The following is a 12,619-nucleotide window of genomic DNA, read 5'->3' as shown; positions in this document are numbered from 1 at the left end:
CCGTTCGGTGTTTAAGGTTGCGCGTGGCGATGGGCGGCCGAGTAAGCACCGGTCACGTAGTGCTCGAGCTGGCGCTCGATGTCGGTCATCAGGCTGGACGCGCCGATGCGGAACAGGTGCGGCTGCAGCCAGTCGTTGCCCAGCTCTTCCTTCATCACGGTCAGGTACTGCAGCGCGCTCTTCGCGGTGGACACGCCGCCCGCCGGCTTGTAGCCGACCTGGAAGCCGGTCTGCTCGTAGTATTCGCGGATCGCGCGGGTCATCACCAGCGACACCGGAATGGTCGCGTTCACGCCTTCCTTGCCGGTCGAGGTCTTGATGAAATCGGCACCGGCCATCATGCAGACCCACGAGGCCTTGGCCACGTTGTCGAGCGTGACCAGGTCGCCGGTGGCGAGAATGGCTTTCACGTGCGCTTCGCCGCAAGCCTGGCGGTAGGCCAGCATCTCGTCGTACAGCGCTTGCCAGTTGCCGGTCAGGACATGCTGGCGGGTGATGACGATGTCGATCTCGGTGGCGCCGGCGGCGACACTCAGCTCGATTTCACGCAGCTTGGTCTCCAGGCTGGACAGGCCGGCCGGGAAAGCGGTCGACACGGCGGCGATCGGCAGGCGGCCCTGCAGGATCTTCACCGCAGGCGTGATCATCTCGTGGTACACGCAGACCGCGCCAGTCGTGAGCGACTCGAGGCCGAGGGCCTGCATCAGGTCGGCGCGCAGCGGGCGCATCGCCTTCATGCACAGGCGCTCGACGCGGCCCGGGGTATCGTCGCCGCCGAGGGTGGTCAGGTCCATGCACTGCACGGCGCGGATCAGCCAGGCAGCCTGGTATTCCTTCTTGACCGTGCGGCGGTTCGCCAGGCTGGCGGCGCGGCGGTCGGCCGCATTGCGGTTGACCTTGATGCCGTTGACCCAGCCGAGGTCCAGGCCCACGGCGGTATTACGTTTGAAGTCCAGGTTCTGGGTCATAGCAGTGCGGTTCCGTTGGAGAGGGGTTTGACGCCGAGGTGGTTCGCCAGGGTGGCGCCGATATCGGAGAAAGTCGATGCGATCGGCAGTTCCTGCGGCTTGACCTGCGGGCCGAAGAAGATCATCGGGATGTGTTCGCGGGTGTGGTCCGAGCCCGGCGCAGTCGGGTCGCAGCCGTGGTCGGCGGTGATCACGACCAGGTCGCCGTCCTGCAGCTTCGCCATGAATTCCGGCAGGCGCGCGTCCAGCTCGTGCAGCGCATTCGCATAGCCGGCGACGTCGCGGCGGTGGCCGAAGTGCATGTCGAAGTCGACGAAGTTCACGAAGGTCAGCGATTTCGACGGCGCCGTATCGGCCACTTCGACCAGGCGGTCGAACAGGGCCATGTTGTCGACACCCTTGATCAATTGGGTCACGCCCTGGGCCGCGAAGATGTCGCTGATTTTACCGAGGGCGATGACTTCGCCGCCGGCTTCCTTGACGTGGTCGAGCAGCGTCGGCGCGGTGGGCGGCACGGCGTAGTCGTGGCGGTTGCTGGTGCGCTTGTACTTGCCGTTCGCGCCCAGGAAAGGACGCGCGATCACGCGGCCGATGTTGTAGGGCTTGACCAGCTCATAGGCCGCTTCGCACACTTCGTACAGGCGCTCGAGGCCGAAGTGCTCTTCGTGGGCGGCGATCTGTAGCACCGAGTCGGCCGAGGTGTACAGGATCGGACGGCCAGTAGCGACATGTTCGTCACCGAGTTCGTCGATGATGGTGGTACCCGATGCATGACAGTTGCCCAGCCAGCCAGGAACGCCCGTGAGCTCTTGCAGCTTGTCCGTCAACTCTTCTGGAAAGGACGGCACGGTCTTCGGAAAATAGCCCCAGTCGAACAGCACCGGCACGCCGGCGATTTCCCAGTGGCCGCTCTGCGTGTCCTTGCCGGTCGACTGTTCGCGCGCGGCGCCCCAGGCACCGGTAAAACCTTCGCGTTGCGTAAAACCGGCGGCCCATTCGCCGCTGGCCTTGTGGGCGGCGGCAGCCAGGCCGAGGCGCTCCAGGTTCGGCAGCGACATCGGCTTACCCTCTTTCGCGGCCCACTCGGCGATGTGGCCGAAAGTGTTGGCGCCCGTGTCGCCGTATTTGTCGGCGTCGGGCAGCGCGCCCAGGCCGAAGGAGTCAAGCAGGAGAATGAATGCGCGTGACATGGAAGTCCTCGACAGGTGTTTAAGCTGCTGCGCGCGGGATCGAACCCAGGCGCTCGGTGAAGGAATGGATCAGGGCGACCAGGTCCTTGGCGGCGACGGCCGCGTACTTCAGGGTCTGCTCGTGCGACAGCGGGAACGGGGTCAGGCCTTCGGCCAGGTTGGTGATTGCCGACACACCGACGACCTTCAGGCCGCAGTGGCGCGCCGAGATCACTTCCGGCACCACCGACATGCCGACGACATCGGCGCCAAGCGTGCGGAAGGCGCGGATTTCGGCGGCGGTCTCGAAGTTCGGGCCAGGTGCGGCGAGGTACACGCCTTCATGCAGCGTGATCGACTTGGCGGCGGCGGTTTCCTTGACGAGGTTGCGCAGCTCGGCATCATAGGCGTTGGCCATGCTGAAGAAGCGCGGGCCGAAGCGGTCGTCGTTCGGGCCGGCCATCGGGCTGCCCGGCAGCAGGTTGATGTGGTCGGTCAGGACGACGACGCTGCCTGCATCGACTTCAGGGCGCAGCGAACCGGCGGCATTCGTCACCAGCAGCATCTCGCAGCCGAGCAGCTTGAAGGTGCGTACGGCCGAGGTCATGACATGGGCGCCATAGCCTTCGTAGAAGTGGCCGCGGCCCTTCATGCAGACGACCGGCACGCCAGCCAGGGTGCCCAGCACCAGCTCGCCCGCGTGGCCATGCACGGTGCTGATCGGGAAGCCCGGCAGGTCGGCATAGCTGATCGAGACCGCGTCCGTCATCTGTTCGGCCAACACGCCGAGACCGGAACCGAGGATCATCGCCACACGTGGCTCAAACCCGGGTTTGCGGGCGCGGATGACGTCGGCGGCTTCGAATGGGGTATTGCTGGACATGAGTTTTCCTTCTGTCGAATCTGAAATGGGGAGGCTTGTCGTGCGGCTAGCGTGCGGTCTTGCGGGGAGACGGCCAGGTGCCGCGTGCTGAGATCACCGGGCGCTGCGTAGCCAAAAATTATTCTAACTATGCATTATCGCGGATATGTATGGCAAATACCATTTCTCTTGCTCATTTATACGACAGACAAATAAATAGGCTGAGATAGGCGACGCAGCCCGTTGGCATATCGCTACAATCTGGTGAAGCCGACAAGATGGGTTGATATTCGTTGACGCGGATCAAACATTTGTCTAGCATTGACAAACATTTGTTGAATGGTCCCGACCGTGACTGAACTCTCGAAAAAAGAACAGTTGTACGAGCTGATCCGTGCGAACCCCTTCATCTCGCAACAGGATCTCGCCGCCGAGCTCGGCTTGTCGCGTTCCGCCGTGGCCGGCTACATTGCCACGCTGGTGCGCGAACGCCGCCTGCTGGGACGTGCCTACGTACTGCCCGACCATCGGCCCATCCTGTGCGTGGGCGCAGCCAATCTCGACCGCAAGCTGCGCGCAAACGGCACGCTGGTAATGGGCACTTCCAATCCGGCCAGCGGGGTCGAGTCCTTCGGCGGGGTGGCGCGCAACATCGCCGAGAACCTGGCGCGGATGGGCGCGCCGGTGTCGCTGATCACGGCGGTCGGCAACGATTCCTCCGGACGCGCCCTGCTCGCCCATGCCGAAAGCGTCGGCATCGATACCCGCGGCACCCTGAAACTCGACGACGCCGGCAGCGGCACCTACACGGCGGTGCTCGACGGCGAAGGCCAGATGCTCGTCGCCCTGGCCGACATGGCGCTGTACGACCGCATCACGCCCGCCTTCCTCGACATGCGCCAGCAGCAGCGCGCCGGCGCTTCGCTGATCGTGGCCGACCTGAACCTGACGATGGATGCCATCGCCACCCTGCAGCGCGACGCCGCGCGCGACAGCATCTCGGTGGTGCTGGTAGCGGTGTCGGAACCGAAGATGAACCGGTTGCCGAAGTCCCTTGCCGGGGTGCGCCTCCTCATCCTGAACGAAGGCGAACTGGCCACGCGCGTGGGCCGCGACCTGCCTGGCGAAGCCGAACTGGCGGCGGCCTGCCGCGAAGTGCAGGCGCAAGGCGCCGAGGACGTGGTGGTGACGCTGGGCGCGCGCGGCGTGCTCTTTACCAGCGGCGGCGCCGTCGAACGCCTGCAAGCGCCGCCGGCGCAAGTGGTGGACGTCACCGGTGCCGGCGACGCCTTTGCCGCCGCGGTCGTGCTGTCGCTGCACAGCGGCGGCAGCGACCTGGCCCTGGCCTGCCGCCGCGGCCTGCAACTGTCGGCCATGACGATCGAATGCCGCCAGACCGTCTGCCCGCAACTGGCGCCGGAAACCTTCGGCGCCCTCAACTGATTATTGGATCCTGGACCACCATGCAAGCCTACCTGCAGTTTTCTCCTGAAGTCGCCGCCGCCCGCAATGCCGGCAAGCCCGTCGTCGCCCTCGAGTCGACCATCATCTCGCACGGCATGCCTTACCCGCAGAACGTGCAGACCGCGCGCAAGGTCGAACAGATCATCCGCGACGCCGGCGCCGTGCCCGCGACGATCGCCATCATGGACGGCAAGATCTGCATCGGTCTCTCCGACGAGCAGCTCGAGACCCTCGGCACCGCCCCGGATGCATTGAAAGTGAGCCGGCGCGACCTGGCCTATGTGCTGTCGCAGCGCCTGCTGGGCGCCACCACCGTGGCCGCCACGATGATCTGCGCCCGGCTGGCTGGCATCGAGGTGTTTGTTACCGGCGGCATCGGCGGCGTGCACCGCGGCGCCGAGACCAGTTTTGATATTTCAGCCGACCTGCAGGAACTGGCCCGGACGAGTGTTGCGGTGGTCTGCGCCGGCGTGAAATCGATCCTGGACATCGGCCTGACCCTCGAATACCTGGAAACCCATGGCGTACCGGTGCTGAGCGTCGGCCAGCCCGGCTTCCCCGCCTTCTTCACGCGCGAATCGGGCTTCAAGGCCGACTTCCAGCTCGACAGCGCCGAAGACCAGGCACGCTTCATCCGCACCAAGTGGCAACTGGGTTTGGATGGTGGCGTGGTGGTCAGCAATCCGGTGCCGGAAGCAGCGGCCATGCCGAAGGAAGAGATCGACCGCATCACCGAACAGGCGCTGGGCGAGGCGGCGCAGCAGGGTGTCGCCGGCAAGAAGGTGACGCCCTTCCTGCTGGCACGCATCAAGGAACTCACCGAAGGGCGCAGCCTGGCGACCAACATCGCCCTGGTCGAACACAACGCATTGATCGGTGCGCGCCTGGCCGTGGCCCTGAACCCGAACGCCTGATCCGCCGCCATGTCGATCGACCTGAAACAGTTGAAGTACTTCCTGGCCGTGGCCGAGGAAAAGAGCTTCAGCCGCGCCGCCGAACGCCTGCACATTTCGCAGCCTCCCCTGTCGCAGCAGATCATGAAGCTCGAGTCGGAACTCGGCGTGCGCCTGTTCGCGCGCACCACGCGCAGCTTCGAGCTGACGGTGGCGGGCAAGGCGCTGATGGCGGAGGCATCGGACCTGCTGGGGCGCATGCGCATGACGATCGACACCATCCGCCAGATCGACCGCGGCGAAGTCGGGCGCCTGCGCGTGGGCATCGTCGGCTCGGCGATGTGGGGCCCGATCCCGAGCCTGCTCGAGCGCTTCCAGTCCGAGTTCCCGCGCGTGACCTGGACCATCCACGAACTCGGTCCCGACGAGCAGTTCGAGGCGCTGCGGTCGAAGCAGATCGATGTCGGCTTCTGGCGCGAGCCGCGCCTCGACGACGAATCCCTGAAGGCTGCCGGCCTGCACCAGGAACTGTGCTTCCGCGAGAACGTGTGCGTGGCCGTGCACAAGCACCATCCGCTGGCGCAGCGCGAGGCGATCGAGCTGCTCGACATCGCCAGCGAACCGATGCTGACGCTGCACCTGAACCAGTCCGCCGAGCCGCGCTACCTGATCGGCTGCTGCATCGCCGCCGGCTTCCAGCCGACCATCTTCCAGGAAGCGGCAGAACCGCAAACGCTGCTGGCGATGGTGGGGGCCGGCCTGGGCGTGGCGTTGCTGCCGGAGACGACCAGCCGCATCGGCTGGCCGGGCGTGGTGTTCGTGCCGATCCGGACGAATCCGCCGTCGGCGAATCTGTACATCACGTATCCGGGGCAGGACGATGCGCCGGTGGTGCGGGCGTTTTTGAAGATCGTGAAGCCGGACGGGGATTGAATTCGTAGGGCGGGCGGCTGCATCCGGCACGATGCGCAATGGCGGCACGTGCGCCGCCCGCCCGTTCAACGGGTTCGTAGGGTGGGTGCGGCCGGCGAGGCTCCGCCCACGCGGTATCATCGCTTGATCGGCGGCGCTGTTGGTCACACCCCGTGACGCATGGGGAAGGTCTATTTGCAAACGCAATCGCAAATTGACCGCCGTACCGCGTGGGCGGAGCCTCGCCGGCCGCACCCACCCTACATTAGTGGGTCGCGCCTTCCACCTGAGCCTGTTCACCGCCACCCCGCACGGCGACTTCCACTGCCACCCTTAATCCCTCGACGATGTCGGCCAGGGCCATCGATGGCGCGCCCGGGAACGCTGCGGCCTGCTCGGGCAGGTAAGGCACGTGGATGAACCCGCCCTGGATCGCGCTGCCGTCGACATGGTCCATCAAGCCATAGAACACGTGATTGCACACGAAAGTGCCGGCCGTCTGCGACACCGATGCGCGCAAATCGCGCTCGCGCATGGCGGCAACGATGGCTTTCACCGGCAGCGTCGCGAAGTAGGCGGCCGGTCCGCCGGCGACGATCGGCGCGTCGATCGGCTGCTGCATGTCGTTGTCGACAATCGGTGCGTCGTCGACGTTGATCGCAACGCGCTCGACGGTCAGGTCGGCGCGCCCTCCCGCCTGGCCGACGCAGATCACGACGTCCGGCTTGATCTCGTCGATTGCGCCGCGCAGCACGCGGTTGGCGAAACCGAACACGCAGGGTAGCTGCAGCACTTCCACCAGGAAGTCTTCGCCACGCCAGCCCTTGAGCGCACGCACCGCCTCCCAGGCCGGGTTGATGCTCGCTCCGTTGAAGGGTTCGAAACCGGTCAGCAGCACAGTCTTTTTCATCGCTATTGATCCATCAGGAAAGGTTCATCAGGAAATACAGGAGGACGATGTTCGCCGCCAGTAAGGGCAGCGCGGTCGGAATCTGCGCCTTGATCACCGCGTTCTTGTCGGGCAACTCCAGCAGGGCCGCCGGCACGATATTAAAGTTCGCCGCCATCGGCGTCATTAATGTGCCGCAATACGCACTGAACATGCCGATGGCAGCCATCACGGCCGGATCGGCGCCATATTGTCGAACCAGCAAGGGCACGCCGATACCGCCGGCAATTACCGGGAACGCCGCAAAGCCATTTCCCATGATTATGGTGAACAGGGCCATGCCGATGCAATACAGGCAGACCGCGGCCAGGCGCGAATCGATGTCGAACCAGGCCGTGCTGACGTGGGCGACAGCGCGCCCGACGCCGGCTTCCGAGAACAGCAGCCCGAGCACGGCCAGCATGTGCGGCAGCGTCACCGCCCAGCTCATGGCGTCGACCAGCCGGTGCGCTTCGCGCACGCCCCTGCAGGGGACTGGCGCGGGTCAGCCAGCAGGCCGCCGCCACCGCCAGCAGCGCGCCCAGGCCGAGGCTGGCCAGGGTCAGGTGCGCCTTGTCGAACAGGGCCAGCTCGCCGATGTGCACATCCTTCAATAGCGTCGCTCCGAGCACGGTCACGATCGGGATCACCAGCGCAGGCAGGAACAGGCGGTTGCCCAGGGCGCGCGGCGCTGGCGGAGCGTGTCCCTTCGTCGAGCGTGCCGTGGCCGCCGGCCCTGACCAGCCCGCAGCCGGCCAGCAGCGCCATCGCGATCATGATGGCGCCGGCCAGTGCGGGTGCCATGAAGTCGCCGAACAGGTAGACGGCGGCGTACAGGCCCCAGAACAGCGCGCTCGTGAAGCGGCGAGGGTGGGCGCGGTCGAGCGCGGTGAGCACGGCGACAAAGGCCAGCAGCAGGCCGACCAGTACATACAGCAATCCGAGCGAAAAGATCACTTGCCCTCCCCTTCGCGGCGGATGGCGGCGTCGAGGCGGCGCAGGTTCCAGCTGTGGATCACGAAGGCGCAGACGGCGGTCGGGATGCCCCAAAGCGCCATGCGCATCGGGTCGACCTCGATGCCCTCGGCCCGCAGGATGGTCTGCATCAGCACGATCGCCCCGAAGGCAACAAAAATGTCTTCGCCGAAGAACAGGCCGACGTTGTCGGTGGCCGCGGCCATCGCGCGGATGCGGTAGCGCAGGCGGTCGGACAGCTTGCCGTTGCGCGCTTCGGCCGCACCTTCGGCCAGGGGCGCCACCAGCGGCCGCACCATCGACGGCTGCCCGCCCAGGCTGGTGAGACCGGCGGCGGCCGAGATCTCGCGCAGGAACAGGTAGACGATCAGCAGGCGCCCCGTGGTAGCCGAGCGGATGCGCGCGATGCTGGCCTTGGCGTGCTCCTTCAGCCCGAAACGCTCGAGCAGGCCGACCGCCGCGAGGGGCAACAGCAGCACCAGCGGCAGGTTGCGGGTCTTGATGAAGGCCGTGCCGAGCGACTCGAGCACATGCATGACGGGCAGCGCCGCGGCGGCGCCAGTGACGCCGCAGGCGGCGACCACCACCAGCACGGGATTGGCACGCAGCAGGAAGCCCGCGGCGATGACGGCCACGCCCAGCAGCGGCCACAGGTTGACGGCAGTGTGCATGCACTCTCCAGCTTGGAATTGATAGCCGGGCAAGTGTAACCGAACAGGGCTTGCACGAATGAAAGGTCGCTGCCCGTGGCGTCCGGCCGACAGGGCATTTCGTACCTGCGCACGCTTGATCGCGCTCATGCCCGCACCCCTGGCGACCATTAACCTCGATCAGACAAACAGCGGCGCCGACCGCCATCCGGAGGAGACATCATGCGCTTGCCGCCTTTCGCGCACGCCCTGCGCCGCTTCATCAGCCGATTGTTATCGAGGTTGCCGCGCTGGCTGTGGCCGCTGGGCTTGTGCGGGGCGCTGGCCGCCTGCGGTGGCGGCGTCGCCATCGGTATCGGCTACAGCGACTACGACGACGATGAACCCGACCATCCTGGCTGGCCGGTCACGGCCGCCCGCCGGGCGACAGCGGTGTGTTCCTGATCGCTGGCGGACTCTGTCCGACCTGCGGCGGTTCGCTCGACGGCTCCGGGTCGAACGCCCGCTTCGACGCCCCCGAAGGCATCGTGCACGCGCCCGACGGCAACCTGTACGTCGCCGAGAAAAACGGCAGCACGATCCGCAAGGTCTCGCCGCAGGGCGTCGCGGTCACCCATGCCGGCAGCGCGGGCGCCATCGGCAGCAGCGACGGCGCCGGCACTGGCGCGCGCTTCAATGCGCCGACCCGGCTGGAAGTCGACGCCGACGGCAACCTGTACCTGACCGACACCGGCAACTCGACCATCCGGCAAATCAGCCCGGCCGGTGCCGTCACCACCCTGGCCGGTGCAGCGGGACAGTGCGGCAGCAGCGACGGCCCTGCCCGCACGGCACGCTTCTGCTCGCCGCAAGGCATTACGCTCGACCGCCAGGGCAACCTGTACGTCGCCGATACCCTGAACCACACGATCCGGCGCATCGACCGTGCCAACAATGTGACCACCATTGCCGGGACGGCCGGTGCCTGCGGCAGCAACGACGGCCGGGGCGGCACGGCACGCTTTTGCGAACCTCAGGACATCGAGGTCGACGATGCCGGCTATCTGTACGTGGCCGACACCGGCAATTCGACGATCCGCGAAATTTCACCCTCGGGCGAGGTACGTACGCTGGCCGGGGCGGCCGGACAATGCGGCAGCGCCGACGGGCAGGCCGTGGCGGCACGCTTCTGCCGCGCCGCCGGCCTCACGATCGACCGCGGCGGCAACCTGTTCGTCGCCGATACCGGCAACGGCACCATCCGCCGCATCGGCACCGGGGGCACGGTCGCTACCGTCATCGGCGTGGCGGGCAGCCAGAACAACGTGCTCGGCCCGCTGCCGGGCGGCCTGAATTCGCCACGCGGGCTGGCAGTGATGGAGGGTGGCGCGCTGGCGGCCACGACGCAGAACCTGGTGCTGAGACTGGTGCCCCGCTGAGGTCCGCCGCGGCAGGCTGGTTGCGGCCGCTGGCCGCCGCCGGCTGCTGACGACCTTGCGCATGCCGCCTGTGACGGGCTGCCTGGCGATGCCCCAGCGGCCCTGGGCTCGTCAGCCCGGACGTACCGGGTTGAAGGCGATGTCCCCAACTACCGTATTCCACGGCCGCACGTGGAAGGCGCGCACCAGGCCATGGGTCACATACGGATCCGTGGCGGCGAACAGCTGGGGAGTCTCCGGGGTGTCGCAATTGAAAACGAGCAGTGCGCGGTCCGCCGGCTCGTCGAGCGCGCCGGCCAGCACGAGTTCGCCACGTTCCTGGGCTTCCCACGCCAGGCGCAGGTGTTCGTTGCGGAATTCAGCGCGGCGTTCGAGATAGTCGGGGGCGAGGTCGTAGGTCAGCAGGTAATGCACGATATTTCCTTGATGGTTGGCGGCACGATGAAAGGTTCATGTTACCCGATGCGGGCAGGCCGCACGGCTGCGCGGCCGCGACCATTTGCCGGTGCAGCTCCGGCCAATTATTTCCCGGATTAACCGTGCGGATGGGTTCACAGGCTTGTGTCAGACTCTTCTTCATCCAGACGACCACGAAGGAGATCCGCCATGCCCAAGTCAACGCTCGCCGGCCATCCGCTGCACCCGATGCTGATCGTCGCGCCAGCCGCCCTGATTCCATTCGGCTTCATCCTCGACGCCATGCACCGCGCCACCGACAACGACGATTACGCTAACGCCTCGTATTACAGCCTGGCGGGCGGCCTGATCGGCGGGCTGGCGGCCGGCGTCGCCGGTGCCATGGACTACATGGCCATCGAGCGCGATACCGACGTCAAACGCACGGCGAATGTCCACGCAATCCTGAACACCGGCGCGCTGGCGCTTACCGCTGCCAACGTCGTCATGCGCAAGGACACGCGCCACCATCGCGGCGGCTCGCTGGCGATGTCGGCGCTGGCCGCGGCGGGTGTACTGGTGTCGGGCTGGTTCGGCGGACGCCTGGTCTACGAGCAGGGCATGCGGGTCAAGGGTGTGAGCCCGGTGCAGGACGTACCGGAAATCAAGGCACCCGGCGACGCGGCCATGAAGCATGCCATGCTCGCGGCCGAAAAATATGTCCCCGCGAACGGCCCGGTAATGCGCTGATCCGGTTGCGCCCGGGCGCCGTCGCGTCGCAGGCCCGGCGCGAACCGCCCCGGCCCGCCTCATCCATGCCAAAACAAGCTCAGCTGTAGCGAAAAAGCGACTGCCACGCTGACCAAAACTCATGCTGCAGTGCATGGCGACATAACGCACAGAACGTTTTTCTACCGCCGAGGTAGACTGTGGTCATGGATACCTCGAAAAAAATGGCGGCAGGGATGGCGGGTTTTGCCAGCGTGTTGTGGCTGGGGCTGACGGCCGCGATCGCCGCCAACCAGCGCCGGCTGGTATTCAATCCGACCATCATCCCCGAAGTAAACAGCCCGCGCAGCAGCGGCCACCGTACCCGGCCGATCGTCCTGCGCGCGAAAGACGGTACCCGCCTGTGCGGCTGGCTGATGACGCCGCGTACGCCCGGCCCGCATCCGGCCGTGCTGTATTTCGGCGGCCGCTCGGAAGAAGTCTCCTGGGTCGTGCGCGATGCCGGCAATCTGTTCCCGAACATGACGGTGCTGGCCATGAACTACCGCGGCTACGGCAATTCCCAGGGCATTCCCGATGAAACCCTTCTGGTCGAGGACGGCTGCACCCTGTTCGACTGGCTGTCCACGGTCGGCCAGGTCGATTCGCGCCGCATCGCCGTTGTCGGCCGCAGCCTCGGCTCGGGCGTCGCGGTGCAGGTGGCAAAGGAACGCGCCGCGCATTCGGTCGTCCTGATCACCCCCTACGATTCGATCCTGGCGATTGCCAAGCGCAAGTTCCGCGCCATGCCGATCGAATACATGCTGCGTCACCGCTTCGAGTCGGTGAAGCACGCCCCGCTGCTGAAGGTACCAACCTATGTGCTGCGTGCCGAAAGCGACGACATCGTGCCGCATTCGCATACCGACCAACTGTGCGAAAAGCTGGCCAACCTGGTCGCCGACGAGATCGTGCCCGGTTCCGACCACCTGAACATTCCCTACCTGGAAGCGACCCAGGGCCGCGTCGCCGCCTTCCTCGCAGACCGCTTCCGCCAGCCGCTCGCGGCACCGCAGCTCGTCCAATCTGTGGCATAACGAAAAAAAATGCCGAATGTTGTCGGCATTTATATTTCCTCCGAATAAATTGCCAAGTAAAATCGTATTTGTCATGCATCTACTGACTGATGCATATTTGACAGCGTGAGAGCGACCGGCAAAACGCGCGGCACAAGGCACGCCGGCGCCGGCGCAGCGCATGGCTACCCCGAACTCCC

13 protein-coding genes and 1 pseudogene are annotated in these 12,619 nt (G+C 66.1%); 7 read left to right on the top strand and 7 right to left on the bottom strand.

Annotated features, from left to right (window positions below; all coding sequences use genetic code 11):
- Nucleotides 1-11: 11 nt before the first annotated feature.
- Genes deoC through xapA form a run of 3 tightly spaced genes read right to left on the bottom strand, consistent with a single transcriptional unit; the run spans nt 12 to nt 3,020 of the window.
- Nucleotides 12-968 (bottom strand): deoxyribose-phosphate aldolase, encoded by a 957-nt coding sequence (gene deoC / locus G4G31_RS09380; RefSeq protein ID WP_182991203.1) that lies wholly within the window; start codon nt 966-968, stop codon nt 12-14.
- The gene (locus tag G4G31_RS09375) at nt 965-2,158 is read right to left on the bottom strand and encodes a phosphopentomutase (RefSeq protein ID WP_182991202.1); all 1,194 of its coding nucleotides are present in this window, start codon (nt 2,156-2,158) and stop codon (nt 965-967) included. The genes deoC and G4G31_RS09375 overlap by 4 nt, the downstream gene beginning before the upstream one ends.
- A gap of 19 nt (nt 2,159-2,177) precedes the next feature.
- A complete protein-coding gene (gene xapA / locus G4G31_RS09370) occupies nt 2,178-3,020 on the bottom strand; it encodes a xanthosine phosphorylase (protein WP_182991201.1) in 843 nt (280 codons plus the stop codon).
- Between the two features lie 330 nt (nt 3,021-3,350).
- Between xapA and G4G31_RS09365 the strand changes: the two genes are divergently transcribed.
- The 3 genes from G4G31_RS09365 to G4G31_RS09355 are packed head-to-tail and all read left to right on the top strand — an operon-like array spanning nt 3,351 to nt 6,289.
- Nucleotides 3,351-4,442 (top strand): carbohydrate kinase, encoded by a 1,092-nt coding sequence (locus tag G4G31_RS09365; RefSeq protein ID WP_182991200.1) that lies wholly within the window; start codon nt 3,351-3,353, stop codon nt 4,440-4,442.
- A gap of 20 nt (nt 4,443-4,462) precedes the next feature.
- Nucleotides 4,463-5,377 carry a pseudouridine-5'-phosphate glycosidase gene (locus tag G4G31_RS09360; protein WP_182991199.1) on the top strand — a complete coding sequence of 305 codons (915 nt, stop codon included), beginning with the start codon at nt 4,463-4,465 and terminating at the stop codon, nt 5,375-5,377.
- A 9-nt stretch (nt 5,378-5,386) separates the two neighbouring features.
- Nucleotides 5,387-6,289 (top strand): LysR family transcriptional regulator, encoded by a 903-nt coding sequence (locus G4G31_RS09355; protein WP_182991198.1) that lies wholly within the window; start codon nt 5,387-5,389, stop codon nt 6,287-6,289.
- 244 nt (nt 6,290-6,533) lie between these two features.
- Here G4G31_RS09355 and pcp read toward each other — a convergent pair whose 3' ends face one another.
- The 3 genes and pseudogenes from pcp to G4G31_RS09340 all read right to left on the bottom strand — a co-directional run bounded on the left by pcp (nt 6,534) and on the right by G4G31_RS09340 (nt 8,842).
- Entirely contained in the window at nt 6,534-7,178 is a 645-nt protein-coding gene (gene pcp / locus G4G31_RS09350) for a pyroglutamyl-peptidase I (RefSeq protein ID WP_182991197.1), read from the bottom strand.
- Nucleotides 7,179-7,191: 13 nt separating this feature from the next.
- Nucleotides 7,192-8,153, bottom strand: a pseudogene (locus G4G31_RS09345) (DUF979 domain-containing protein).
- Entirely contained in the window at nt 8,150-8,842 is a 693-nt protein-coding gene (locus G4G31_RS09340; protein WP_182991196.1) for a DUF969 domain-containing protein, read from the bottom strand. Before G4G31_RS09340 ends, G4G31_RS09345 begins: the two are co-directional and overlap by 4 nt.
- A 201-nt stretch (nt 8,843-9,043) precedes the next feature.
- On the opposite strand from G4G31_RS09340, the gene G4G31_RS09335 reads away from it, so the two are divergent.
- Nucleotides 9,044-9,265, top strand: a complete 222-nt coding sequence (locus tag G4G31_RS09335) for a hypothetical protein (protein WP_182991195.1) — start codon at nt 9,044-9,046, stop codon at nt 9,263-9,265.
- A complete protein-coding gene (locus G4G31_RS09330; RefSeq protein ID WP_182991194.1) occupies nt 9,256-10,239 on the top strand; it encodes an SMP-30/gluconolactonase/LRE family protein in 984 nt (327 codons plus the stop codon). Before G4G31_RS09335 ends, G4G31_RS09330 begins: the two co-directional genes overlap by 10 nt.
- Nucleotides 10,240-10,350: 111 nt before the next feature.
- Here the strand turns inward: G4G31_RS09330 and G4G31_RS09325 are convergent, their stop codons facing one another.
- A complete protein-coding gene (locus tag G4G31_RS09325) occupies nt 10,351-10,653 on the bottom strand; it encodes a YciI-like protein (RefSeq protein ID WP_182991193.1) in 303 nt (100 codons plus the stop codon).
- Nucleotides 10,654-10,845: 192 nt separating this feature from the next.
- On the opposite strand from G4G31_RS09325, the gene G4G31_RS09320 reads away from it, so the two are divergent.
- Nucleotides 10,846-11,385, top strand: coding sequence for a DUF2231 domain-containing protein (locus G4G31_RS09320; protein ID WP_182991192.1), 540 nt, complete (start codon nt 10,846-10,848; stop codon nt 11,383-11,385).
- 185 nt (nt 11,386-11,570) lie between these two features.
- Nucleotides 11,571-12,440, top strand: coding sequence for an alpha/beta hydrolase (locus tag G4G31_RS09315; RefSeq protein ID WP_182991728.1), 870 nt, complete (start codon nt 11,571-11,573; stop codon nt 12,438-12,440).
- Nucleotides 12,441-12,619: the final 179 nt, after the last annotated feature.

Origin of the sequence: Massilia sp. Se16.2.3 (genome assembly GCF_014171595.1) — a bacterium.
GTDB lineage: Bacteria > Pseudomonadota > Gammaproteobacteria > Burkholderiales > Burkholderiaceae_D > Telluria.
This window is presented reverse-complemented; position numbering and strand designations above follow the sequence as displayed.

What these genes read in the sequence shown, in the direction of transcription:
- G4G31_RS09315 (WP_182991728.1), top strand. Translation starts at nt 11,571, where the DNA reads ATGGATACCTCGAAAAAAATGGCGGCAGGGATGGCGGGTTTTGCCAGC.
- deoC (WP_182991203.1), bottom strand. Translation starts at nt 968, where the DNA reads ATGACCCAGAACCTGGACTTCAAACGTAATACCGCCGTGGGCCTGGAC.
- G4G31_RS09360 (WP_182991199.1), top strand. Translation starts at nt 4,463, where the DNA reads ATGCAAGCCTACCTGCAGTTTTCTCCTGAAGTCGCCGCCGCCCGCAAT.
- pcp (WP_182991197.1), bottom strand. Translation starts at nt 7,178, where the DNA reads ATGAAAAAGACTGTGCTGCTGACCGGTTTCGAACCCTTCAACGGAGCG.
- G4G31_RS09320 (WP_182991192.1), top strand. Translation starts at nt 10,846, where the DNA reads ATGCCCAAGTCAACGCTCGCCGGCCATCCGCTGCACCCGATGCTGATC.
- G4G31_RS09335 (WP_182991195.1), top strand. Translation starts at nt 9,044, where the DNA reads ATGCGCTTGCCGCCTTTCGCGCACGCCCTGCGCCGCTTCATCAGCCGA.
- xapA (WP_182991201.1), bottom strand. Translation starts at nt 3,020, where the DNA reads ATGTCCAGCAATACCCCATTCGAAGCCGCCGACGTCATCCGCGCCCGC.
- G4G31_RS09355 (WP_182991198.1), top strand. Translation starts at nt 5,387, where the DNA reads ATGTCGATCGACCTGAAACAGTTGAAGTACTTCCTGGCCGTGGCCGAG.
- G4G31_RS09375 (WP_182991202.1), bottom strand. Translation starts at nt 2,158, where the DNA reads ATGTCACGCGCATTCATTCTCCTGCTTGACTCCTTCGGCCTGGGCGCG.
- G4G31_RS09340 (WP_182991196.1), bottom strand. Translation starts at nt 8,842, where the DNA reads ATGCACACTGCCGTCAACCTGTGGCCGCTGCTGGGCGTGGCCGTCATC.